Below are 22327 nucleotides of genomic sequence, written 5' to 3' on the forward strand. Positions count from 1 at the left end.
CGACGCGGTGTTCCCGTCCGGACGATTCGTCACCGAGGGGAGCCCCGTACCCGTTAGAGTGTTTTTGTGCTGTTTGACCGGATGATCGACCGCTGGGGGCGGGGTCCGCTCGCCGCCGTCGTCGGCGTGCCGACGCTGCTCGCCCTGGCCGTGCTGGTCGGCGCGGCGCTGCGGGCCGACACGCCTCTCCCCGGCCAACGGGCCGCCCCGCCGTCTGCCACCGTGGCCGCCCCGGGCGAGGACGAGACGGTGCCGCCCGCCGCACCGGCCCCCGCCGGACTCCCGGTGGTCGACTACGACCCGGCCCCCGCCGGCTTCCCGGCCGACCCCCACCCGCTCGACGTCACCCCGCTGACCGAGGGGCTCACCCCCACCCGGAAGATCGCCGCGTACGACGCGCCCGGCGGACGACCACGCGCCCTGCTCGCGCCCACCATCAGCGGGGTCGAGCTGACCATGCCGGTGGTGGAACGCCGCACCGGCTGGACGGCGGTCCTGCTGCCCTCGGCGAGCCGCCGGCTGGCCTGGCTGCCCGATGGCGGCTGGACCAAGGTCGCCCTGCGGGACCAGATCGTGGTGCAGCGACGGACCCACCAGCTCACCTGGTACCGGCACGGCAAGCCGGTGCGCACCTGGTCGGTCAGCCTCGGCCTGCCCGGCCAGGAGACCCCGCTCGGCCGGACCTTCATCCTCGGCACCACGCCCCCACCCGAACCGGTCTACGGCGGGGTGGACATCTTCGCGCTCGGCGCCGTCCCGGACGACCCGGACGCGGTCCCGTCCGGCCTCAAGGGCGCGCACATCGGCCTGCACACCTGGCAGGACGACGACACCCTCGGCCAGGACGTCACCAACGGCTGTGTCCGCCTGACCCGCACCGCCCAGCAGACCCTCCTCACCGAGATACGCCCCGGCACCGAACTGGTCGTGGTCGACGCCCTGCCCACCTCCTGACCCCGCCGGGCGGATCCGCTCCTCTCCAAGGTCGTGCTGGAACCAGGATGTAGTGGTCTCGAAGCCGCAGGAAGCCACTACATCCTGGAACCAGCACGATCTCCAGCCGTGCGCGGGGCGGGGCGGCGGCGTCGGGGCGTGCCTGCCCGGGTGGGGGTGCATCGGGGGGTGGAAGGTGGGTATGCGGGCGGGGTCGGGGTGGGGTGGGTGAGGTGGGGAGGACGACATGGGGAACGCGTCGGGCGGGCCGGTCGACACGGTGGTGTTCGTACACGGGCTGTGGATGACACCGCGGAGCTGGGAGGGATGGGCCGAGCGGTACGCGGCACGGGGGTTCCGGGTGCTCGCGCCGGCCTGGCCGGGCTTCGACCGGGAGGTGACCGCGCTGCGCGCCGACCCGGGCACGGTCGCCGGCACCACCCTGCGGCAGGTGATCGACCACTACGCGGCGGTCATCCGTGAGCTGCCGGGCGCACCGATCGTGATCGGCCACTCGTTCGGCGGGCTGGTCGCCCAGGTGCTGGCCGACCGGCAGCTCGGCGCGGCCGTCGTGGCGGTGGCGTCCGCCCCGGTCAAGGGGGTGCTCCGGCTGCCGATCAGCACGCTGCGGGCGTCGTACCCGGTGCTGCACAGCCCGGTGAACCGGCACCGGGGGGTGCAGATCAGCCCGGACGAGTTCCGGTACGCCTTCGGCAACACCCTCCAGCCCGACGACTCCGACCGGGCCTGGCGGCGCTACGCCGTCCCGGCCGCCGGGCACGTCCTGTTCGAGGGGGCGTTCGCCAATCTCGACCCGCACTCGGCCGCAGCGGTCGACACCGGCCGCGACGACCGGCCGCCGCTGCTGCTGATCGCCGGCGGCGAGGACCACGTCGCCCCGCCCTCGCTGGTCAAGGCGAACGCCGGGCTCTACCAGAAGTCGCGGGCGATGACCGCGTACCACGAGTTCCCCGGCCGTTCCCACTTCACGGTGGGTGAACCGGGCTGGGAGGCGGTCGCCGACTACGCCCTGGACTGGGCGGTACGGATGACGCAGGCCCCGGTGGCGGCGGGCGACGCACCCCGGCGCTGAGCCGGGCCGCACCCGCCGACCCGGATCAGGGCCGAGGCTGTTGCGGAGGCAGCCCCACGTGCACCCCGCCGGAGACGTCGCGCGCCTGCACCACCGGGCCGGCGACCGTGTCGGTCACCGCGTCGGCGCGTGCGGTCGTCTGGTGGAAGTTCTGCCAGCGGCGGCGTAGTTCCTGGTCGAAGTCCGGCTCCCGGGCGGCGGCGTCCGCGAGCGCCCGGCGCAGTCCCACGACCCGGTCGTCGTCCCCGGCTGATGCGGGCTCGACGGATGCACCTTCGACGGCGCGGGTCGACAGTGCCACGGCGACCGCCGTGAGGATCGGGTCATCCGTCCCGCTCCCCCTGCTGGTCCGGTGCGGCGGTGTCGGGGTCGAGGGCGGCCAGGCGTCGTCGCACGTCCGCCGCGAGGGGGTCGTCGAGTTCCAGCAGGGTCAGCAGCGCGTCGGCGAGCGCTTCGCGGGCGGCGGGCGGCTGGTGGAGCCGGAGGTGGGCGTCGCCCTCGTACGAGCGGGCCAGGGCGGCGTGCCGGCGGTCGCCGAGTTCGCGGAACAGCGCGGCTGCCGAGGTGACCGCCGCCAACGCCGGGGCGGGCTCACCGGCGTGCAGCAGCGTCTGCCCCCGGTGGAGAGCGACGAGCCCCTGACTCCACCGGTTCCGCAGCCGTTCGAACACCGTCGTCGCGTCGTCGTACGAGACGAGGGCCTCGGCGTAGCGGCCCGCGCCGCGTAGCGCGTTACCGAGGCTCATCAGGGCCAGGCCGGTGCCGCGTTCCTCGCCCGACTGCCGGAAGGTCCGCAGCGCCTCCCGGGCGTAGCGGGTCGCCTCGGCGAAGTCTCCCCGGTCCTCCTCGACCAGGCCGCAGCCGCGCAGGGCGTACCCGGTGGTCCACGCGTCGGCGACGTCCCGTGCCGCGTCCAGTGAGCCGGCGTAGCAGCGTCCGGCCTCGTCGAGGTCACCCCGGTCCCACCAGGCGTCGCCGAGGCTGAGCAGCAGCCACCCCTCGGCCTGGCGGTCGCCCAGGTGCCGGGCGCAGTCCAGGCCCGCCAGGTGGCTGTCGATCCACGCCTTCCAGTAGGACCTGCGCTCGAAGAAGGCCATGCTGGCGAGCGCGATCTGCCACCCGAGCCGGTGATGGCCCCACCCGGGCGCGGCGCGGACGACGTCGAGCAGGTTGAGCCGTTCGTGCTCGCACCACCGCAGCGCGTCGTCGAGCGTGGCGTCGGGCGGGACGTCGACACCGGGCAGCGGCCGGCCCTGCGGGAGGATCGCCCGGTAGGCCGCGTAGGTGTGGTGCAGGTACCACCGCAGCAGTCGCTCCCGGGCGGCGTGGACGGCCTCCGGGCTCTCGTCGAGGGTCGCTCGTTCCATCGCGTACAGCCTCAGCAGGTCGTGCAGCCGGAACCGGTGCGGTCCGCTGCGGGTGAGCAGGTGCAGTCCGACGAGCGATTCGAGGTGGCGGCGCGCGACCGACGGGGCGCACCCGGCGAGGCGGGCCGCCGCGTCGAGCGCGATGTCGGCTCCGGGGTGCAGGCCGACCAGCCGGAACATCCGTGCCGTCTCGGCCCGCAGGGCCTGGTAGGACCAGGAGAAGACCGTGCGTACGGCCGACAGGTCGTCGTCCTCGACGGCCAGCGCGTCGAGGCGGCTCTCCTCGGCGGCCAACTCCTCGACCAGTTCCCCGAGCGGCCGTTCCTCGTCGAGCCGGGCGCGGTCGGCGACGATCCGCAGGGCGAGCGGCAGGTGTGAGCAGAGCGCGATCAGCCGGGCCGCCGCCTCGGGTTGCCGGTCCACCCGCTCGGCCCCGATGGTCACCCTGAGCAGCCGGGTCGCGTCCTGGCGCGACAGCACGTCCAACACGGCCCGGATGGCACCGTCGCGGACGGCCAGCCCGGAGAGCCGGCTGCGGCTCGTGATGATCACCATGCAGCTCGGTGCGGCGGGGAGCAGTGGTCGCACCTGCTCGGCGGTGGCGGCGTTGTCGAGCAGGATCAGCATTCGTCGGCCGGTGGTCAGCGACCGGTAGAGCGCGGTGCGGTCGTGCAGGTCCCGGGGGACCTTCTCGGCCGGCACGTCCATCGCCCGGAGGAATCCGTCGAGGGCCTCGTGGGGGGTCAACGGCGGAACGGCGTCGTAGCCGCGCAGGTTGATGTAGAGGTCACCGTCGGGAAAGCGTTCCCGCACCCGGTGCGCCCAGTGCACGGCCAGCGCCGTCTTTCCCACTCCGGCGCTGCCGGAGATCGTGGAAATGGTGACGACGGGCAACTGCGCCTTGTCGGTGATCAGTTCCACCTCGTCGAGTAGCGAGTCGAGTTGCTGGATGTGCACCTCGCGGTCGATGAACCCCTTGGTCGCGGGTGGCAACTGCCGTGGTGACGGCAATGGCGTCTCGGTGACCGTACGCAGGTTCACGTCGCCCTGGATGAGCCCGGCCTGGACCACCGCTGCGCTGCGGCCGGAAAAGTCGTTGTCCACCCGCCTCCGGTCGTCACCCATGGCATCGTCCGCACCACGGTCGGCGGGCCGGGAGAACGTGGATCACATTGACACCCGACAGTCCGTATCGACGGTCCGGCCGAGCCGACGACATGGTGTGGCGTCCGCTCAGGCCGCTGCCGCGACGGGGGCGGGCGGTGCCGAGAAGGGGGTGGCCCGCGTCCAGGCCCGGTCGCGCCACTGGCAGTGCCGCAGCACCTCGGCCGGGTCCTCGGTGGTGCTGAAGCCCACGAACCGGTCGTCCTCGGTGAAGTGCAGGAACGCGACGAGCCGCGAGTCGAACAACCAGAAGTCGTAGTGCGGCAGCGCCAGCTCGCCCGCCCGGCGGCGGTCGAGATAGCGGATGTCCTCGCCCGCCGCGATGTTGTGGGGCGTCACCGACATCTCGAAACGCAGGTAGTCGCTCGGCGGCTCGTCGACGACCCGGACCCGTTCCACCCGCTTGCCCTGCGCCGTCTCGGCCCGCATCAGGTCGAGCCACGGCCGCAGCCAGTCGACGCCCGGGTCCGCACCGGCGAGGAAGACCCGGAACGGCTCGTCCTCGGCGGGCACGCCGTACGACCGGCGGACCTCCAGTTTGAAGGCGGCGTACTGGAAGCCCTCGAAAAGGCGTTGGAAAGCGGCGGGGTCGGTGACGAGCGACCCCATCTCAGTCCTTCTGCTCGAACCAGGACATCAGCTCCCGGGGCACCACGACGAATGTCTCGTCGGGCAACACGTCCCGCAGTTGGCCGAGCGCCTCCGGGTCGGTCAACCGGTAGCCCTGCACCACGATGTCACCGTTGTCGGTCTCGTACAGGCTCGGACACGATCCAGAGTTGCTGGACGTGGCGAGAAAACGAAGCCTCATGGCCCCTCCCCGAAGTCGGCAACTACAGATAGTAGTCATTTGCGCACGCCTACTTCAAGGAACTGCGGTATCGAGTCACGTCACCGACAGAATGAATGGAAATGAATCTTCGCTCATGTCCATTTTGGAATTTCTGTTCCCGCCTGTCGCGGAGGCCTCCATTCCCACCGGACCGCGCGGGCCGTCCTCCGGTCAACGGCCGCCCAACCGCCGCCACAGGAAGCGGAACGTCAACGCCGACAGGAACGCCCGTTGCTCGTTGTTGCTCGCCGCGCCGTGCCCGCCCTCGACGTTCTCGTAGTACGACACGTCGTAGCCGTGCTCGCCCAGCAGCGCCGCCATCTTGCGGGCGTGCCCCGGGTGCACCCGGTCGTCCCGGGTCGAGGTGACCAGCAGGACCGGCGGGTACCGCACCCCGGGCCGCACGTTGTGGTACGGCGAGTAGCCCCGCAGGAACGCCCAGTCGGCGGGCACGTCCGGGTCGCCGTACTCGGCCATCCAGGAGGCCCCGGCGAGCAGCCGGTGGAAGCGCCGCATGTCCAGCAGCGGCACGTTCGCCACCACCGCGCCGACCAGCGTCGGGTAGCGGGTCAGCATCGCCCCCATCAGCAGCCCGCCGTTGCTGCCGCCCTCGATGCCGAGCTCGTCCGGGGTGGTGATCCCCCGGGTCACCAGGTCCTCGGCGACCGCGGCGAAGTCCTCGTACGCCCGGGGGCGGTTCTCGCGCAGCGCCGCCCGGTGCCACCGCGGGCCGTACTCCCCGCCGCCCCGGATGTTCGCCACCACGTAGCTGCCGCCCCGGGCCAGCCAGCACCGGCCGACCACCCCGTCGTAGTGGGGGGTCAGCGACACCTCGAACCCGCCGTACCCGGTGAGCAGCGTCGGCCCGGCGGCCGCCGTCGGGTCGCCCACCACGGAGTACGGCACCCGCGTCCCGTCGGCGGAGGTGGCGAAGAACTGGCGCACGGTCAGGCCGGTGGCGTCGAAGAACGCCGGTTCCCGCTTGAGCACCTCGACCGGGCCGCTGATCCGCCCCAGCCCCAGCGTCGCCGGCCGCAGGTAGCCGGTCGAGGCGATCAGGTAATCGTCGCCGAGATCCGGATCGGTGTCCACGATCCAGTTGTCGGCGTCCTCCGCCGCCCCGGTCAACGGCTCCCGCCGCCACCGCACGCCGCCGGCCGACGCCGGGCCGTCGGACGGCTGCGCGCCGTCGGCCGACCCCGGGCGGTCGGACGGCTGCGGGCCGTCGGGGGTCAGCACGGCCAACCGCCGTCGTACGTCGACCAGGGTGGCCAGGATCAGGTGGTGCCGGGTCCAGACGTGGTAGCTCAGCGCGGTCCGCTCGTCGGGCTCGAACAGCACCGTCAGCCCACCGCCACCGGCGAGGAAGTCGTCGAACCGGGCCACCAGCAGCGCCCCGGCCGGATGGGTGACCCCGGCGACCTCCCACGGCGAGCGCGTCCGGACCAGCAGCCACTCCCGGTGCACGTCCCACAGGGCGTCCTCGGGCACCGGCACCGGGACCTGCCCGCCGTCGGGGGTCAGCAGGAAGTTCCGGGTCCGGTAGAAGTCCAGGCTGCGGCCCACGAAGTCGCGCTCGTAGCCGGGGGTCGGGTCGTGCGAGGCGTAGACGGACACGTCGTCGACCCGTCCCTCGTACACGATCTCGGCCTCGGCCAGCGGGGTGCCCCGCCGCCACCGACGGATCACCCTCGGGTAGCCGGAGGTGGTCAGCGAACCGGGACCGAGATCGGTGCCGACGTAGATCCGGTCGACGTCGATCCAGGTGACGTCGCTCTTGGCCTCGGCGAGGGTGAACCCGTCGGGCACGAAGGCGCGGGTGTCCAGGTCGTACTCGCGGACCACCACCGCGTCCTTGCCGCCCCGGGACAGGCTGACCAGGCAGCGCCGGTGGCCGGGCCGCAGCACCGTCACCCCGCCCCAGACCCAGTTCTCGTCCTCGGCGGCGGCCAGCGCGTCCAGGTCGAGCAGCACGTCCCAGGCCGGTTCGGGCCGCCGGTACTCCGCCAACGTGGCACGCCGCCACAGCCCCCGGGGGTGCGCCGCGTCCCGCCAGTAGTCGTAGTAGTGCCCGTCGCCGCGCCAGCCCGGGTACGGGATGCGGTCGTCGGCGTCGAGCACCCGGCGGATCTCGGCCTGCGTCGCGACGAACGCGTCGTCACCGGTCAGCGCCGCGACGGTCGCCGCGTTGCGGTCGCGGACCCAGCCGGCGGCGTCCGCCCCGTCCAGGTCCTCCAACCAGCGGTACGGATCGTCACCCTCATCGATCAGCGTCACCCCTGCCACTATTCCCGAACCGGTCAACCGCGCCGACGGCCCGACCGGCGACCTGGTCGGAGACCTCCCACCCGGGTATGGGAGCGGCGTCGCCGGGTATGACGGGGGCATGAGGGCGACCTTCCGGCTCGGCCGGATCGCGGGGGTGCCCGTCGGGGTCAACTGGAGCGTCCTGGTCATCTTCGCGCTGATCGGGTGGTTGCTCTCGGCCGACCAGTTCCCCCGCTCGTACCCCGACCGGCCCGGCTGGGCGTACCTGGCGGCCGGGCTGGCGGCGGCGGTGGTCTTCTTCCTCGGCCTGCTGGCCCACGAGGTGTCCCACGCGGTGGTGGCGAAACGCCACGGTATCGAGGTGGCGGGGATCACGCTGTGGCTCTTCGGCGGCGTCGCCGAACTGCGCGGCGAGGCCCCCGACCCGGGCGCGGAGCTGCGCATCGCCGGGATCGGGCCACTGGTCAGCCTGCTCCTCGGGGTCTTCTTCGGGGCCGTCGCGGTGCTGCTGGCCCTGGCCGGGCAGGACGGGCTGCTGCTCGGCTCGGTGTCCTGGCTGGCCGGGATCAACGTGCTGCTGGCGGTCTTCAACATCCTGCCCGCCGCTCCGCTGGACGGCGGCCGGCTGCTCAGCGCCGCCGTCTGGAAGGCCACCGGCGACCGGGCCAGGGCATCGGTGGTGGCCGCCCGCGCCGGCTGGGTGCTCGGCGTGCTGCTGATCGGCCTGGGTCTCTGGCAGTTCCTGGCCGGCTACGGGGTGGGCGGGATCTGGCTGGCGCTGATCGGCTGGTTCCTGATCGGCGCGGCCGGAGTGGAGGATCGGCAGGCCAGGCTGGGCAGCGCGCTGTCCGGTGTCCGGGTCGGCGAGGTGATGACCCCGCAGCCGCAGACCGCCTCGGCGGACCTGACCGTCGCCGACTTCGTCGACCACTACCTCTTCGCGTACCGGCACACGGCGCTGCCGCTGACCGAGGACGGTCGGCCGGTCGGCCTGGTCACCCTGGACCGGGTCCGGGGCACCCCGACCGACCGGCGGGCCGCCACCACGCTGGGTGAGGTGTCCTGCCGGGCCGGCGACCTGGTGCTGGCCCGGCCGGAGGAGCAGCTCACCGACCTGCTCCCCCGGCTCACCGGATGCGCCGACGGCCGGGCGCTGGTGGTGACCGGTGACCAGCTCGTGGGCATCGTCTCCCCCAGCGACATCAGCCGGGCCGTCCAGCGGGCCAGCCTCCGCGACCAGCCCGCCGGACGCCGCTAGTTCCGCTCCACCGGGATCCACAGCTCGGCGTCGGCGTGGGTGCCGTCGGCCGACAGACGGGTGCTGGAGATCTCCGGCCCCGGCCGGCTGCGGTACGGGTTGGACGGGAACCACTGGGTGAACACGTCCCGCCACAGGTTCTGCACCGCCGCCGGGAACTCGCCGGAGGTGTCGAAGACCGCCCAGGTCCCCGCCGGCAGGTCGAGCGCCTCCAGGTCGTCCGGCACGTCCGCGCCGGTCACCGCGCCGTACCAGTAGTCCAGCTCGACGCCCTCGGACCGGTCCTCGCCGAGCAGGTCGCTGACGTTGACGATGCCCGCCGGCTCCTGGTCGGACAGGGCCTCGATCCGGGCCTTCGTCTCCGCCGGCAGGCCCTTGACGAACGCCACGATCGCCGGGTTCATCCCCTGGTGCACCAGGGGCACCCGGGCCCGCTTACCCACCAGCCGGAACGCCGGCTTCTCCACCACTCGGTACCGCATGCTGCCACTCCCCTCGACGACCAGCCGGAAGGACAACCGCTGCTGGGAACGCAGCGCGGCCCCCGTGCGCCGCGCTTCGCCCGGCCCGACACCGTGCATCGCGCGGAACGCCCGGGTGAACGCCTCGGTCGAGCCGTACCCGTGACGGGTGGCGACGTCGAGCAACGTCCGCTCCCCGGCCAGCACCTCGGCCGCCGCGATGGTGAGCCGCCGCCGACGGACGTACTCCGACAGGGGCATCCCGGCCAGCGCCGAGAACATCCGTCGGAAGTGGTACTCCGAGGTGAGCGTGATCCGCGCCAGGTCGGCCACCTCGATCGGTTCGTCGAGGTGCCGCTCCACGTGCGCCAGTGCCTCGTTCAGCCGGTCCAGCAACCTGGTCTCCTTCCCCTTGCGTGATCCACGCTAGGCGGCCGGCAACGGCCGGACCCGACTTCCGGTGCCCGCCGCGGTCGGGGTGCCCGGGTCCGGGGAAGCGGCAGCCGGGTGCCCGGTGGGGCGTGGCGGCCGGGATGCTCAGGGCCGGGGGAAGTAGCGGTCGAGCAGGTCGGTGCGGAACACCCCGGCCGGATCCAGCTCGGTGAGCAGGGCGGCGAAGTCGGCGTACCGGGGGTAGGTGGCGGCGACCAGGGCCGGGTCGAGGGTGAACACCTTGCCCCAGTGCGGGCGGGGCGCGAACGGGGCCAGCCGGGCCTCGACCTCGGCCAGCACGGGCAGCACCGCCGCCGTGTCGGCGACCCAGGTGAAGTGCACGGCCAGCGTGTCGCGCCCCTGGTTGGGGCTGAGCCACAGCTCGTCGGCGGCGACCGTTCGCAGCTCACAGATCTGCAGCACGGGGACGATCCGGTCCCGCATCCCGTCCAGCGCGGCCAGTGCCTCGGCCCCCGCCGACCGGGGCAGGTGGTACTCGGACTGGAGCTCGTCGCCGCTGCTCGGCATGAAACCGAGCCGGAAGTGCGGCAGCCGCTCGTGCCACGGGCCGGGCTCGCCGAACTGCGGGGTGCAGCTCACCGGGTCCATCCCGGGCACCGGATGCGCCGGCTGCCCGGCGGGGGTGGTGCCGAGCCAGTCCGGCTCCGGCGGCGGGGCGTCGGCGAGCTGCTTGCGCCAGACCTGGTCGATGTCCGTCGAGCGCCAGGTGGTGAACCCGCTGACGCTGTACGCCGAGGCGAACGCCGCGTCCAGCGACCCGACCGGCAGGCCCTCGTGCACGTACTGGCGGACGGTGAAGGTGGGCAGCACGTCCAGGGTGACCCGGGTGACGACGCCGAGCGCGCCGAGCGCGACCACCATGCCGGCGAACCGGTCGCCGGCCGACCGGTCGACGGTGAGCACCTCCCCGTCGGCGGTGACGAGTTCCAGCCCGGCCACGGCGGCGGCCAGGTTGCGGTTGCCGTCGCCGGAGCCGTGGGTGCCGGTGGCGACCGCACCGGCCACCGAGATGTGCGGCAGCGAGGCGAGGTTGGCCAGGGCCAGTCCCTGCTCGTGCAGCCGGGTCGCCACGTCCCCGTAGCGCAGCCCGGCGGCGACGGTGACCGTGCCGCGCTCCCGGTCGATCTCGACGGTGGGCGGCAGCCCGGCCAGCGAGACCAGGTCGCCGGTGGTGTCGCCGATCCGGTTGAACGAGTGGCCGCTGCCGACCGCCCGGAGCCGGTCGCTGCCCGCGACCAGCCGGCGCAGCTCGTCCAGCGTCGTCGGCTGGTGGAAGGCACGGGCGGCGTAGTGGACGTTGCCGGCCCAGTTGCGCCGTGCGACGCCGCTCACGCCGCACCGCCCCCGGGCCGGGCCACGCTGCGGCGGCCGGCACCGGCGGCCCGGCGTCGCGCCGGGTCGGATGCCGCCTGGACGTGTCTCACCGGTGTGTCGATCACGTCGGAACTGTACCCGCGCGCAGCGGTGGCGAAGTCCGGCCGCCGCTGGGCGGTGCGCGGCCGGACCGGCTCCGGCACGGTTGTCGGTGCCGTCGACGGGGAACCATGGCGCGATGAGCAGCTATCCCGACCCCATCCTGCACGGTGACGTCTACCCGTCGGAGGAGGAGATCGACCCGACCGGGATCGGCCCGGAGCCGACCGGCGCCCCGCCCACGGCGTACCCGACCCGGACCGCGCCGGCACCCGAGCCGCCGCCCGCGCCCCGGCCGGTGGAGACCGGGGCGCACTCGATCGTCACCCACCACCTGGACGGGTCGACGCAGGTGGTGACGGACCTGGACGGCGACGGCATCGCCGACGTGGTCCAGTTCGACCTGGACGGGGACGGCGTACCGGACATCACCTACCTGGACAGCGACCGGGACGGTCGGCTGGACACGGTGCTGCGCGAACCGGGCGGGGTCACCCGTCGCCGCTGACCGCGCCGACCGGGGTCACACCTGCGGCATCACCTCGGCGGCGACCAGCTCCAGGTGGTCCAGGTCGGCCAGGTCGAGCACCTGGAGGTAGATCCGCTCGCTGCCCGCCTCGGCGTACCGGCCGATCTTGTCGACCACCTCGGCGGGGGTGCCGGCGAGGCCGTTCTCCCGCAGCTCGGCCGGCTCCCGGCCGAGGACGGCGGCCCGGCGGGCCACCTCGGCGTCGTCCCGGCCGCAGCAGAGCACCAGCGCGTTGGACCAGCGCAGGGTGCCCGGTTCGCGGCCCACCTCGGCGCAGGCCGCGCGGACCCGGCCGAACTGGGCCACCGTCTCGTCGAGCGAGACGAAGGGCAGGTTGAACTCGTCGGCGTACCGGGCGGCCAGCCGGGGGGTGCGCTTCGGTCCCTTGCCGCCGAGCAGGATCGGCGGGCGGGGCTGCTGCACCGGCTTGGGCAGCGCCGGGGAGTCGGCGACCGGGTAGTACGTCCCGGCGAAGTCGAACGTCTCGCCGGCCGGGGTCGCCCACAGCCCGGTGATCACGGCGAGCTGCTCCTCCAGCCGGTCGAAGCGCTCCCCCACCGACGGGAACGGGATGCCGTACGCGGTGTGCTCGTCGGCGAACCAGCCGGCCCCGATGCCCAGCTCGACCCGGCCGCCGCTCATCTGGTCGACCTGGGCGACGGTGATGGCGAGCGGACCGGGCAGCCGGAAGGTGGCCGCCGTCACCAGCGTGCCGAGCCGGATCCGGGAGGTGTCCCGGGCCAGCCCGGCCAGGGTGGTCCAGGCGTCGGTGGGGCCGGGCTCGCCGCTGGCCGACCCCATCGCCAGGTAGTGGTCGGAGCGGAAGAACGCGCCGTAGCCGGCGTCCTCGGCGGCGCGGGCCACCGTGAGCAGTTGGTCGTAGCTGGCGCCCTGCTGGGGCTCGGTGAAGATCCGCAGTTCCATGCCCCGAGCATAGGGAGCCGGGCGCACACCCGCTCAGGCCCCGCCGGACCAGCATATGCCTTGACAGGAATATGCCGATGGGGGCATATTGCCTGCGTGTCCGTTGACGCCTTCGCCGTCCTGGCCGAGCCGAGCCGCCGCCGCATCCTCGACACGCTCCGGCAGGCCGAGTGCAGCGTCGGCGAGCTGGTCGACACCCTGGAGCTGAGCCAGCCGGCCGTCTCCAAGCACCTGCGGGTGCTCCGCGAGGCCGGTTTCGTCTCCTGCCGGACGGTCGCCCAGCACCGCATCTACCGGCTCGACCTGCGTCAACTGCGAGCGGTGGACGGCTGGCTGGCCCCGTACCGGCGGATGTGGGAGACCCACCTCGACGCCCTGGAGCGTCACCTCGACAAGGAGTGACCATGGACCCTGCCCCGCTGCGCCCCGGCCCACCGGCCGAGGTCACCGCGACCCCCGCCGACGACCGGTGGACCCTGCGCTTCGTCCGCGAACTGCGGCACCCGCCACAGCGGGTCTGGGCGGCGCTGACCGACCCGGCCCAACTGGGCGAGTGGGCGCCGTTCCTGGCCGACCGTGACCTCGGCACCCCCGGCGACGTGGTGCTCACCCTGGTCGACGGCGACACGACCGACGCGCAGCCGGCCACCGTACGCCGGGCCGAGGCGCCGCGCCTGCTGGAACACACCTGGGGTGGGGACCTGCTCCGTTGGGAGCTGACCCCGACCGCCGACGGCACCCGCCTCACCCTGTGGCACACCGTCGCCGACCGGGGGACGCTGCCGATGGTGGCCGCCGGCTGGCACCTCTGCGTCGACGTCGCCGACCGGCTGCTCGCCGGCGACCCGGTCGGCCCGGTCCGGGGCCGCGCCGCCCTCGCCCACGGCTGGGCGCAGTTGCGCGACACGTACGCCCGCGAGCTCGCTGACGGCTGACCCGCGCCCCGGCCACTCACGATCACCGTCACACCACCCTTCGCAGCCGCAACCGCCCTGGTCGGGGGCCGTGTGGCGCGGGTTGACCCGATCAGCGAGACTCGGTCCGACCACCCCCGGGGGAGTCTCCCCGGACCCGTCGGACGGTTGGAGCCCATGGCACACCCCTACCTGTTCTGGCTGGCCGGCGCGGTGCTGCTGGTGGCCGCGGGCGTGGTGACGACCCTGCTGCCCCACCACCGGGCCCGGGCGGAGCAGCGCCGCACCGCCTGGTCGACCGCCCGCGCGGCGATCGACAGCGCGGCCGTCAGCCGGGACGCCGCCCCGGACCGGGTCCCCGAGGCGGAACGGTTGTTCGCCCGTGCCGAGTCACTCGCGGGCGCCCGCGGCGGGCCGGACGCGGCGCGGGAGGCGGCCGAGCACGCCCGCCGGGCCGACCGGCTGTGGCGGGAGCACCGGTGACCGCCCGGGGGTACCGCCGCTGGGCGGAGCCGGTGCGCTGGACGCTGCTCGGGGTCGCCGTGCTCGTGCTGGTGGTCTTCCTGCTCGCCCAGCGGCAGCAGGGCATCGACGTCAGCTACGGACGGTCGCCGTCGTCGACGGCGGGGGTCGACACGGACACCGCCGGCACCACCGAGCGGGCCACCGTGCCGTCGGTGGACGAGATGACCGCGCTGGTCGCCGCCGCGCCGGTGGTACGCCTGCCCGGCTCGGTGGCGTACTGGAACGAGCAGCGGGTCCGGGAGGTGGCCGGCGACACCCGGATCCTGGTCGCCCCGCCCGGCCTCGACTCCGACGAACGCGAGCGGGTCCGGGACGTGGAGAACGCCACCATCCGGGTGATCGGCACCGAGGTCAGCGGCGGTTTCTACCAGGCCAGCTCCGACACGTTGCCGGCCTGGCGGGCGCAGTTCGCCACCGGGGACGTGACCGACCTGTTGCTCACCCTGATCACCGCGCTGCGCAAGGAGCCCGCCCCGGCCGACCGGGACGAGCTGCGCTGGCGCGAGCCGAGCGGGCCGGAGCTGACCGCCGTGCTGACCGACCTGCGGGCGACCGGTCGGCACGTCGCCCCCGGCGCGACCCTCACCGACGTACCCGAGGCCGCCGCCCGTAACGCCTTCCCGGCCGGCGCGTGGTACGTCGCACTGCCCCCGCAGCGCTTCGGCGACCCGCTGCCCCGGTACGGCCCCGCCCTGAGCGCCCGCTTCCCCGACCAGCCGATCGTGGTGATGTACGGCCTGTGGATCGAGTACCACGGCCCCGGCGCGGCGGACTTCGCGGAGCTGGCCGGGGCGAGCTTCTACGGCCAGTTCGCCAGCGTGCTCAGCCGCTCCGACTACCCGCAGCGCAACGTGCTGGGGGTCTACCTCAACCGGGTCACCGACATCCGTTACGCCGGCCTGTTCGAGCGGCCGTTGCCGTACCGGCCGGCCGATCCGCTGCGGGTGGCGCTGCCGGCGCTGCCGTGGCTCTTCGCCGGCTGCGTGGCGGCGTTCCTGGTCCTGTCGGCCCGGTCGCTGCGCCGCCCCGGGCGGGGGCCGGGACGCCGACGCGACGCCGCCCCGGTCCGGCTGGCCGGGTTGACCGCGCTGGCCGTCGAGGTGTCCCTGCTGACCGACGCCCGCAGTAACCCGGCGCTGACCCGGGGCATCGTCGCCCTCCAGGCCGCCCGGTCGGCGTGGGAGGAGAAGCTGCCCGCCCGGCACGTACGCGGCCTGCTCGACGAGGCGGCGGCCGAGTTGGACGACACCGCCCGCCAGGTCGGCATCGCCAGCTACCGCCCGGACAACTACCTGCGAGGCCGGCTGTCATGACCCGTTCCGACTCCCGACGGACCGGTGCCGCCCCCTCCCGGCGGACCGGTGCCGGTGGTTCCCGGCGGACCGGTGCCGCCTCCTCCCGGCGGCGCGTCGTCGGCCTGCTCGGTACCCCGTTCGGCCTGGCCGTCCTGGCCTGCCTGGTGCTGGCCGGCTGGGCGTTGTTCAGCGGCGGGGCGCTGGACGGTCCGGTCGCCCGGCAGGTGCGCACCTCGTCGTTCTACGCCGACCCGGGGCTGGACGTGGACCGGGCGGCGGCCGAACGGATCATCGGCAACCGCCGGCTGGTGGTGGTGCTGCGCTCCCCCGACGCCGACCTGCGGGACACCTGCAAGCAGGTGCACCGGGCCGCCGACGGGACGGTCGTGCTGGTGCTCAGCCGCGACGGCGACGACTACGACACCTACGGCTGCGCCCTGGTGCCCGGGTACGAGAAGAAGAACCTGGGCAAGGCCGCCGCCGCGGAGATGGTCATCGGGCGGGGCATCGACACCTTCGCCGACCGCCCGCTGGAGGCGGTGAAGGTCATCGCCGTCAACTACGACCGGCTGGTCAGGGCGGGCACCGTGCCCGACGGCGCGCGGACGATCAGCCCGTCGCTGCCCCGCTTCCTGCTCGCCGTCGCCGCCGTGCTGGGCGTCGTGGCCGCCGCGACCGCGCTCTACCTCGGCGGCCGGCGGGCGGGCCGGCTGGCGGCGGCCCGCCGGGTCCGCCGCGACGAGCTGACCGACAGCCGCAGCGCGCTCAGCGCCGCCACCGCCGGGCTCGCCCAGCAGATCATCGACCTCGATCCGCGGTACGCCCTGTTGACCGCCCGTCGGGACGGCGACGACAGCGGCTTCGTCCGCCGCTACCGGCAGTTGACCTCGGACCACGCCGCCCTGCTCGACCGGTTGGCGACCCTGGACGGCACCGACGACGCGGCCGTCCGGGCGCTGACCGCCCGGGTCGAGTCGCTCAGCCGGCAGGCGCAGTCGCTCGCCGACGGAGAACCCGCCCCGCCCACCCCGTAGCGGTCGGACGACCCGGCCCCACCACCGTCCGGGACGCGGCGGTGTGTCCGAAGCACGACTGACCGTCGGCGGCTCTGGCGTCGGCGGCGGACCGCTTCGTAGGGTGTTCGGGTTCGTCCGATGGCACACGGGAGGATGAGGACCGCTGAGCTGCGCCCGATCCGATCTCCCCCGGAGCACGGCGGTTCTCCCGAGGAGCACGGCGGTTCTCCACCGGAGGAAGGCGATCCCGGTCCGCCCCGGTGACCTGCCGTGAGTCTCGCCCGCCAACTCGCCGCGGTGCCGGTGGACCGCGTCGTCCAGCTCGCCGGGGTGCCCACCGACACGATCGCGGCGACCGCCACCGGGGAAGCCGCCGGCCCGGCGGCCGTCGTCCTGCGCCCCGGTCCGGCCCGTACCCCCGGGACCGTCGTCTGCGCCGTCCTGGACGAGCTGGAACAGGTGGCGGTGGCGCTGCTGCCCGGGTGGCTTCCGGAGGCGGCGGACGTCCCCCGGGCCGATCCGTTCGGCCTGGCGGCCGTCCGGGCCGCGGCGGTCCGGCGGTCCCGGGGCTCCCCGCACCACGCGCCGTTCCTGGCGCACCTCGCCACGGTGGCGGTGTCCGGCCGCCGGCCGCCGGTCGACCCGTTCCCCCTCCGGGTCCGCTGTCCGGGGCTGGTCCGGGTGGTGGCGGCGGGCTTCGGCCGCTCCCGGGTCACCCTGCTGATCGAGGTGCCCGCCGGCCTCGACCCGGCCGGGGAGCACGCCCTCGTGGCGGGCGCGGAATGGCTGTGCGACCACGGCCGGGCCGGCGTGTGGCTGGTCGGCACCCCGTTACGGCACACCGACCGGGTGGCCGGCGTCCGGCTCATCCGGTCGGCGGACGATCGGCCCCGACCGGTGCCGACGCCGTACCCGGAGGTGGTGGGACGACCGCATCCCGGCAGCGCGACCGAGGCGGCGCTGGAGGCCGCCCTGGCCGTCGAGAGCTGGGCGGCGGGACGGGTCTGGAACCGGTACCTCCAGTCCCACCCCCTCGCACCCCCGGTCTGCCCCGACCTGCTCTGGCCCGACGCCCGGTGCGTCGTCGAGATCGACGGGCCGGAGCACTGCCGACCGGCCCGGTTCGAGGCGGACCGGCAGCGCGACGTGCAGTTGCAACTGGACGGGTACGCCGTCCTGCGCTTCACCAATGCCCGAATCAACCACGACGTCGGCGCGGTGGTGCACCAGATCGGCACCCTGGTCCGTGCCCGGCGTCGTGCCCTGGCGGAAGGAACCCCCCATGTCCGGCGATGACCTCACCCCCTCCGAGGGCGCGATCCTGCTCGTGTTGATGGCCGAGGCCCGGGAGGTGTCCAACACCGAGCTGAGGAAGCGGTACGGCGTCGATATCCGCAAGTCCTACCGGGACAAGCTCAACCGGCTCGGTTACGTGGACAGCCGCCGGGAGGGCAACACCTTCCTGCACCAGCTCGCCGACAAGGGCTGGCTCCGGGTGCAGGAGAACCTGAACTTCCAGTCGTCGGCGGGTCGTACCCTCGGCGGGGCGCTGACCGCGTTGCAGGTGAACCTGCGCGACCGGGTCATGGGACGCGGCGACTACCAGTCGTTCGGCGAGATGTTCGCGCTGACCGACGTGCGGGCCGCCGTGCCCCGGACGGACCGGCGGGAGGTGCTGCGTACCCGGATCCGGCAGGCGTACGACGCGTTGGCCGCCGAGCCGGGGGCCTGGGTCAGCCTCACCCGGCTGCGCCCCTTCTTCGGCGACGTCGACACCGCCGACCTCGACGAGGCGCTGCGGGAGCTGGAGCGCGAACCGGATGTCGACATCGTTCCGGAGTCCAACCAGAAGCGGTTGACCCCGGCCGACGTGGCGGCGGCCCTGCGGCTCGGTGGCCAGGACAAGCACCTGCTGGCGATGGGGGTGGGATGACCGAGGCGGAGCAGGCCGCCCTGGCGGCGCTCAGGTTCGACTGGGCACCGGTGCCCGACGACGTGTGGCGGCCCTCGCCGTTCCACGTGGAGGGCCTGCACCGCGCCGTGGTCCGCGACGTGCTGCGCGGTGTCGCCGACGCCCGGGACAGCGCCGACGCCAGCCCGATCGGGCTGGTGTTGCAGGGGCAACGCGGCTCGGGCAAGACCCACCTGCTGGGCTGGGTCCGCCAGCAGGTCCAGCAGCAGGGTGGCTACTTCTTCCTGGTCGGCCTGCTCGACGCGCACGGCTTCTGGGACAGCGTGCTCGCCGCCCTGGTCGACGGGCTGTCCCGGCCGGTGCCCGGCAGCGAGAGCCAGCTCCGGCTGCTGCTGCGCCGGCTCTCCTCACTGGTCGGGGCGCCCCGGTCGGCCCGCCGGGCGGTGATGGGTGACACCACGCTGACCCGGGCCGCCCTGGACGCGTTCGTCGAGGGGCTGGCCGGGCACGACCCGTACGTGACGCGCACCTGCCGGGAGACCGCCCGGGCGCTCGCGTTGAGCGCCTCCGAGGAGGTCGCCCACCGGGACATCGCGGAGAACTACTTCGCCTCCGGCGAGGAGGGGGAACCGGGGGAACGCGCCGCCTGGGGCATGCGCCGGACACCACGCGGCGCGCAGCAGATCGTCCAGGAACTCTCCTGGCTCCTGGCGCTGACCGGCCCCTCCGTGGTGGCCGTCGACCAGATCGACACCCTGATCGCGCAGTCCGTGGCCGCCGGTGACGTCCTGCACACCCGGCCGGGGGCACCGGACGACCCCGAGCAGGCCGCCGTGCACGCCCGGATCGCCGACGGCCTGATGTCGCTGCGCCAGGTGACCCGCCGCACGCTCACCCTGGTGGCCTGCCTGCCGACCTCGTGGACGATCATCGGGAGCCGGACGGTCGACACGGTGAGCGACCGGTTCCGCACCCCGCCCCGGCTCAGCACCATCCACGACGCCGCCCTGGCCCGGGAACTCGTCGAACGCCGGCTCGCCGCCCGGTTCGCCGATCTCGGCTTCGTCCCGCCGTATCCCTCGTGGCCGGTGCGGCCTGAGGCCTTCGCGCAGGCCGAGGGGATGACCCCCCGACAGTTGCTGATCGACATCGACCGGCACATCCGGGCCTGTCTCGACGCGGGCGAGGTCCGCGAACTGACCCGGCTCGGTGACCCGGCGGCCCCGCGACCGCCCGCCGCGCGTACCGCCCCCGAGGCCGATCTGGACCGGTTCGACGCGAGGTTTGCCCAGCTCAAGGGGAAGGCCGACGTGTCCGGTCCGCTGACCCGCGACGGCGAGGACAGCCTGGTCCCCGGGTTGCTCGCCGCAGGCCTGACCGCCTGGGTGATGGAACACGGCGAGGGCGGTCCGGCGTTCAGCGTGGACCCGCCCCCGAGTGCCCAGCCGCCGCTGCACGCCCGGCTCCGGCTCACCCTCGACGAGGCCACCGAGGACCAGGTCCACTGGTGTTTCCGGGCGGTCAGCGCGGAACACCACGCCGTCGCCGCGCTCGCCCGGCTGCGCAAGGCCTGCACGGTGGCGGGGCTCGACGCCCGGATCACCAGACGCCGGCTCTTCCTGCTCCGTAACGGGGACTGGTCCAGCGGGGCCAAGACCCAGCAGGCGGTCACCGCCTTCACCCGGGCCGGCGGGACGGTCCTCCCGCTGGAGGCCGAGGATCTCCGCATCCTCGGTGCCCTCCAGGTCATGCTGGCGGAGGCACCGGGCGACATCCGGGGCTGGCTGACCGCCCGCCGGCCCACCCGGGACCTCACCGTGTTGCGGCTGGCCCTCGCCTCCGTCGCCGACTGGCTCCCCGACGCCTCCGGCGACGCCCCGGCCACCCCCTCGGCACCGCCGGAGCCACCCGTACCCGCCGACGCCGGGCCGCTGGAAGCGGGACCGCCCGACGCCGGCCAGGTGCATGCCGGACCGGCCGACGCGAGCCAGGTGGAGGCCGGGCAGGGGGAAGCGGGGCCGGTGGACGGCGGGGGGTCCGGTCCGTACCTCACCATGGGGTACGACCATCGCAGCGACGAGCCCGTGCCGCTCCCGCTGGAGGCCCTCCGGAAGCACACCACCATCTTCGCCGGCTCCGGTTCCGGCAAGACCGTGCTGATCCGACGGATCCTGGAGGAGTGCGCCCTCGCCGGGGTCTCCGCGATCGTCCTCGATCCCAACAACGACCTGGCCCGGCTCGGTGACGCGTGGCCGGAGCCGCCGTCGCAGTGGCGGGCCGGGGACGCGGAGAAGGCCCGGGACTACCTGGCCGGGACCGACGTGCGGGTGTGGACGCCGCGCCGGTCGACGGGTCGGCCGCTGAGCTTCCAGCCGCTACCGGATTTCCGCAGCGTGCTCGACGACCCCGACGAGTTCCACGAGGCCGTGGAGGCGGCGGTCGTGGCGCTGGCCCCTCGTGCCCAGCTCACCGGTCGGACCAGCAAGGTCCAGCTGGGGTTGGCCGTGTTGCGCAAGGCCGTCGAGCACTACGGCCGCCGCGGCGGCACCCGGGTCCAGGGGTTGGTCGACACCCTCGCCGACCTGCCGGACGGGTTGCTCGACATCGACGGGGCGGACAAGATCGGCGGCTGGCTCGCGCAGTCGCTGGCGGCGGCGATGGTCAACGATCCGCTGTTCGGTGGCGAGGGCAGCCCGGTGGACCCGGGTCTGCTGCTCACCCCCGAGCCGGGCCGGCGGGCCCGGATCTCCGTGGTCAGCCTCGTCGGTCTGCAGTCCGACGAGGCCCGGCAGGGGTTCGTCAACCAGTTGCAGATGGCACTGTTCGCCTGGATCAAGCGGCACCCGGCCAACGACCGGCCGCTGCTCGGGCTGCTGGTGATGGACGAGGCACAGACGTTCGCCCCGTCCGGCGCGATGACCGCGTGCACCCAGAGCACGTTGGCGCTGGCGGCGCAGGCCCGCAAGTACGGCCTGGGTCTGATCTTCGCCACCCAGTCGCCGAAGGGGCTGCACAACCGGATCCCGGGCAACGCGGCGACCCAGCTCTACGGGCGGCTCAACAGCCCGATCCAGATGGAGGCCGCCCGGGAGATGGCGAAGGCCAAGGGTGGTGACGTCGCGGACATCTCCCGGCTCACCACCGGCGAGTTCTACCTCGCCGCCGAGGGGGCCGCGCCGGTGAAGATCCGTACTCCGCTGTCGCTGAGCCACCATCCCCGCAGCCCACTCACCGCCGAGGAGGTGCTGGACCGGGCCCGTCGGCGGTGAGCCGACGGCGGCCGACCTGCGGTTCTTGCCCGCGGGATCTAGCGTGGAGGGCGCCTGTCCACCGGCAGTAAGGATCATCGATGTTGCGGAAGCACCTGGTCGAGGTGATTGTCGGCGTCGTCGTCGCGGTGCTCGGCGCCGCCGTGCTGGCCTGGCTGAAGTTCGGCGGGCCGGAGCCAGCTTCCACGGACCCGGACCTCGGGTCATCCGTCGCGGACGCCCTCTCCAGCTCCGCGCCGCCGGCCTCCGGGAGCCCTGCCCCGACGACCGGCCCCAGCGCGGAGGAGAGCACGGCCGCCCCGCAGTCGGCGGGAACCGGCCTCCGGCCGACGAGTCGTCTCCTCTACGACGACGGAGCGAACAGAGCGACCGTCACCGGCCTGGAGGTGACCACGGAGGGAAAGCTGCGGGTACGACTGCGCTACCAGAGCAGTGCGGCCAACGGATGGTCGCTGAGCTGCCCGGAACCGGCCGCGGATCTCCGGTCGTCGCGTCTCACGCTGGCCGGTGGAAAGCAGGTCTACCCGGTCGACACGTACTGCACCTCGCAGCGGCCCGGTGAGGACTTCACCCTGCGCTCCGGTGCGGTCCTGGAGAGCTGGGGCGTGTTCCCGGTCGTCCCGCCCTCCGGCAGCGAGTTCTCCCTCACCTGGTACGACCTCGGCACCGTCGAGGGGCTGAAGCTCTAGAACGGGGCCGGG

At 74.0% G+C, this 22327-nt stretch carries 21 protein-coding genes; 13 read left to right on the forward strand and 8 right to left on the reverse strand.

Going from position 1 to position 22327, the window contains the following annotated elements; all coding sequences use genetic code 11:
• Positions 1-66 precede the first annotated feature (66 nt).
• On the forward strand, positions 67-954 hold the full coding sequence (locus O7612_RS22965) for a L,D-transpeptidase (RefSeq protein ID WP_282267293.1): 888 nt from the start codon (positions 67-69) through the stop codon (positions 952-954).
• A 226-nt stretch (positions 955-1180) separates the two neighbouring features.
• A complete protein-coding gene (locus O7612_RS22970) occupies positions 1181-2026 on the forward strand; it encodes an alpha/beta fold hydrolase (protein WP_282267294.1) in 846 nt (281 codons plus the stop codon).
• Between the two features lie 25 nt (positions 2027-2051).
• Here O7612_RS22970 and O7612_RS22975 read toward each other — a convergent pair whose 3' ends face one another.
• The 5 genes from O7612_RS22975 to O7612_RS22995 form a co-directional block, all read right to left on the reverse strand.
• Entirely contained in the window at positions 2052-2255 is a 204-nt protein-coding gene (locus O7612_RS22975) for a hypothetical protein (RefSeq protein ID WP_282267295.1), read from the reverse strand.
• Positions 2256-2349: 94 nt separating this feature from the next.
• Complete coding sequence (locus tag O7612_RS22980; RefSeq protein WP_282267296.1) at positions 2350-4518, reverse strand: tetratricopeptide repeat protein; 2169 nt, start codon at positions 4516-4518, stop codon at positions 2350-2352.
• Between the two features lie 108 nt (positions 4519-4626).
• Complete coding sequence (locus tag O7612_RS22985) at positions 4627-5166, reverse strand: DUF6879 family protein (protein WP_282267297.1); 540 nt, start codon at positions 5164-5166, stop codon at positions 4627-4629.
• Position 5167: 1 nt separating this feature from the next.
• Positions 5168-5368 carry a hypothetical protein gene (locus tag O7612_RS22990; RefSeq protein ID WP_067306804.1) on the reverse strand — a complete coding sequence of 67 codons (201 nt, stop codon included), beginning with the start codon at positions 5366-5368 and terminating at the stop codon, positions 5168-5170.
• Positions 5369-5560: 192 nt separating this feature from the next.
• On the reverse strand, positions 5561-7666 hold the full coding sequence (locus O7612_RS22995; protein ID WP_282267298.1) for a prolyl oligopeptidase family serine peptidase: 2106 nt from the start codon (positions 7664-7666) through the stop codon (positions 5561-5563).
• 109 nt (positions 7667-7775) lie between these two features.
• Between O7612_RS22995 and O7612_RS23000 the strand changes: the two genes are divergently transcribed.
• Positions 7776-8915, forward strand: a complete 1140-nt coding sequence (locus O7612_RS23000) for a site-2 protease family protein (RefSeq protein ID WP_282267299.1) — start codon at positions 7776-7778, stop codon at positions 8913-8915.
• Here the strand turns inward: O7612_RS23000 and O7612_RS23005 are convergent.
• The gene (locus tag O7612_RS23005; RefSeq protein ID WP_282267300.1) at positions 8912-9772 is read right to left on the reverse strand and encodes an AraC family transcriptional regulator; all 861 of its coding nucleotides are present in this window, start codon (positions 9770-9772) and stop codon (positions 8912-8914) included. The genes O7612_RS23000 and O7612_RS23005 overlap by 4 nt on opposite strands.
• Positions 9773-9913: 141 nt before the next feature.
• Complete coding sequence (locus O7612_RS23010) at positions 9914-11161, reverse strand: FAD-binding protein (RefSeq protein WP_282267301.1); 1248 nt, start codon at positions 11159-11161, stop codon at positions 9914-9916.
• Positions 11162-11381: 220 nt separating this feature from the next.
• On the opposite strand from O7612_RS23010, the gene O7612_RS23015 reads away from it, so the two are divergent.
• Positions 11382-11750, forward strand: a complete 369-nt coding sequence (locus O7612_RS23015) for a hypothetical protein (protein ID WP_067306786.1) — start codon at positions 11382-11384, stop codon at positions 11748-11750.
• A gap of 15 nt (positions 11751-11765) precedes the next feature.
• Here the strand turns inward: O7612_RS23015 and O7612_RS23020 are convergent, their stop codons facing one another.
• Positions 11766-12695 (reverse strand): LLM class F420-dependent oxidoreductase, encoded by a 930-nt coding sequence (locus tag O7612_RS23020; RefSeq protein ID WP_067306783.1) that lies wholly within the window; start codon positions 12693-12695, stop codon positions 11766-11768.
• A gap of 96 nt (positions 12696-12791) precedes the next feature.
• Between O7612_RS23020 and O7612_RS23025 the strand changes: the two genes are divergently transcribed.
• From O7612_RS23025 to O7612_RS23065, 9 genes are all read left to right on the forward strand, one after another.
• Complete coding sequence (locus tag O7612_RS23025; RefSeq protein WP_067306780.1) at positions 12792-13097, forward strand: metalloregulator ArsR/SmtB family transcription factor; 306 nt, start codon at positions 12792-12794, stop codon at positions 13095-13097.
• A gap of 2 nt (positions 13098-13099) precedes the next feature.
• On the forward strand, positions 13100-13630 hold the full coding sequence (locus O7612_RS23030; protein WP_067306777.1) for an SRPBCC family protein: 531 nt from the start codon (positions 13100-13102) through the stop codon (positions 13628-13630).
• Positions 13631-13786: 156 nt separating this feature from the next.
• Positions 13787-14092, forward strand: a complete 306-nt coding sequence (locus O7612_RS23035; RefSeq protein ID WP_282267302.1) for a DUF6403 family protein — start codon at positions 13787-13789, stop codon at positions 14090-14092.
• Positions 14089-15447: a hypothetical protein gene (locus O7612_RS23040; RefSeq protein ID WP_282267303.1), complete on the forward strand. Its 1359-nt coding sequence runs from the start codon at positions 14089-14091 to the stop codon at positions 15445-15447. Before O7612_RS23035 ends, O7612_RS23040 begins: the two co-directional genes overlap by 4 nt.
• A complete protein-coding gene (locus tag O7612_RS23045; RefSeq protein WP_282267304.1) occupies positions 15444-16463 on the forward strand; it encodes a hypothetical protein in 1020 nt (339 codons plus the stop codon). Before O7612_RS23040 ends, O7612_RS23045 begins: the two co-directional genes overlap by 4 nt.
• Before the next feature lie 252 nt (positions 16464-16715).
• A complete protein-coding gene (locus O7612_RS23050) occupies positions 16716-17741 on the forward strand; it encodes a DUF559 domain-containing protein (RefSeq protein WP_282267305.1) in 1026 nt (341 codons plus the stop codon).
• The gene (locus tag O7612_RS23055; RefSeq protein ID WP_282267306.1) at positions 17728-18378 is read left to right on the forward strand and encodes a hypothetical protein; all 651 of its coding nucleotides are present in this window, start codon (positions 17728-17730) and stop codon (positions 18376-18378) included. Before O7612_RS23050 ends, O7612_RS23055 begins: the two co-directional genes overlap by 14 nt.
• Positions 18375-21626, forward strand: coding sequence for an ATP-binding protein (locus O7612_RS23060; protein WP_282267307.1), 3252 nt, complete (start codon positions 18375-18377; stop codon positions 21624-21626). The genes O7612_RS23055 and O7612_RS23060 overlap by 4 nt, the downstream gene beginning before the upstream one ends.
• Before the next feature lie 80 nt (positions 21627-21706).
• Positions 21707-22315 (forward strand): hypothetical protein, encoded by a 609-nt coding sequence (locus O7612_RS23065; protein WP_282267308.1) that lies wholly within the window; start codon positions 21707-21709, stop codon positions 22313-22315.
• The last annotated feature ends 12 nt before the right edge of the window (positions 22316-22327 follow it).

Origin of the sequence: Micromonospora sp. WMMD987, from assembly GCF_029581435.1 — a bacterium.
Taxonomy (GTDB): Bacteria; Actinomycetota; Actinomycetes; order Mycobacteriales; family Micromonosporaceae; genus Micromonospora; species Micromonospora rifamycinica.

Coding starts and splice junctions, on each gene's coding strand:
- O7612_RS22970 (WP_282267294.1), top strand. CDS start 1,181: ATGGGGAACGCGTCGGGCGGGCCGGTCGACACGGTGGTGTTCGTACAC.
- O7612_RS22980 (WP_282267296.1), bottom strand. CDS start 4,518: ATGGGTGACGACCGGAGGCGGGTGGACAACGACTTTTCCGGCCGCAGC.
- O7612_RS22985 (WP_282267297.1), bottom strand. CDS start 5,166: ATGGGGTCGCTCGTCACCGACCCCGCCGCTTTCCAACGCCTTTTCGAG.
- O7612_RS22990 (WP_067306804.1), bottom strand. CDS start 5,368: ATGAGGCTTCGTTTTCTCGCCACGTCCAGCAACTCTGGATCGTGTCCG.
- O7612_RS23000 (WP_282267299.1), top strand. CDS start 7,776: ATGAGGGCGACCTTCCGGCTCGGCCGGATCGCGGGGGTGCCCGTCGGG.
- O7612_RS23015 (WP_067306786.1), top strand. CDS start 11,382: ATGAGCAGCTATCCCGACCCCATCCTGCACGGTGACGTCTACCCGTCG.
- O7612_RS23020 (WP_067306783.1), bottom strand. CDS start 12,695: ATGGAACTGCGGATCTTCACCGAGCCCCAGCAGGGCGCCAGCTACGAC.
- O7612_RS23030 (WP_067306777.1), top strand. CDS start 13,100: ATGGACCCTGCCCCGCTGCGCCCCGGCCCACCGGCCGAGGTCACCGCG.
- O7612_RS23035 (WP_282267302.1), top strand. CDS start 13,787: ATGGCACACCCCTACCTGTTCTGGCTGGCCGGCGCGGTGCTGCTGGTG.
- O7612_RS23045 (WP_282267304.1), top strand. CDS start 15,444: ATGACCCGTTCCGACTCCCGACGGACCGGTGCCGCCCCCTCCCGGCGG.
- O7612_RS23055 (WP_282267306.1), top strand. CDS start 17,728: ATGTCCGGCGATGACCTCACCCCCTCCGAGGGCGCGATCCTGCTCGTG.
- O7612_RS23060 (WP_282267307.1), top strand. CDS start 18,375: ATGACCGAGGCGGAGCAGGCCGCCCTGGCGGCGCTCAGGTTCGACTGG.
- O7612_RS23065 (WP_282267308.1), top strand. CDS start 21,707: ATGTTGCGGAAGCACCTGGTCGAGGTGATTGTCGGCGTCGTCGTCGCG.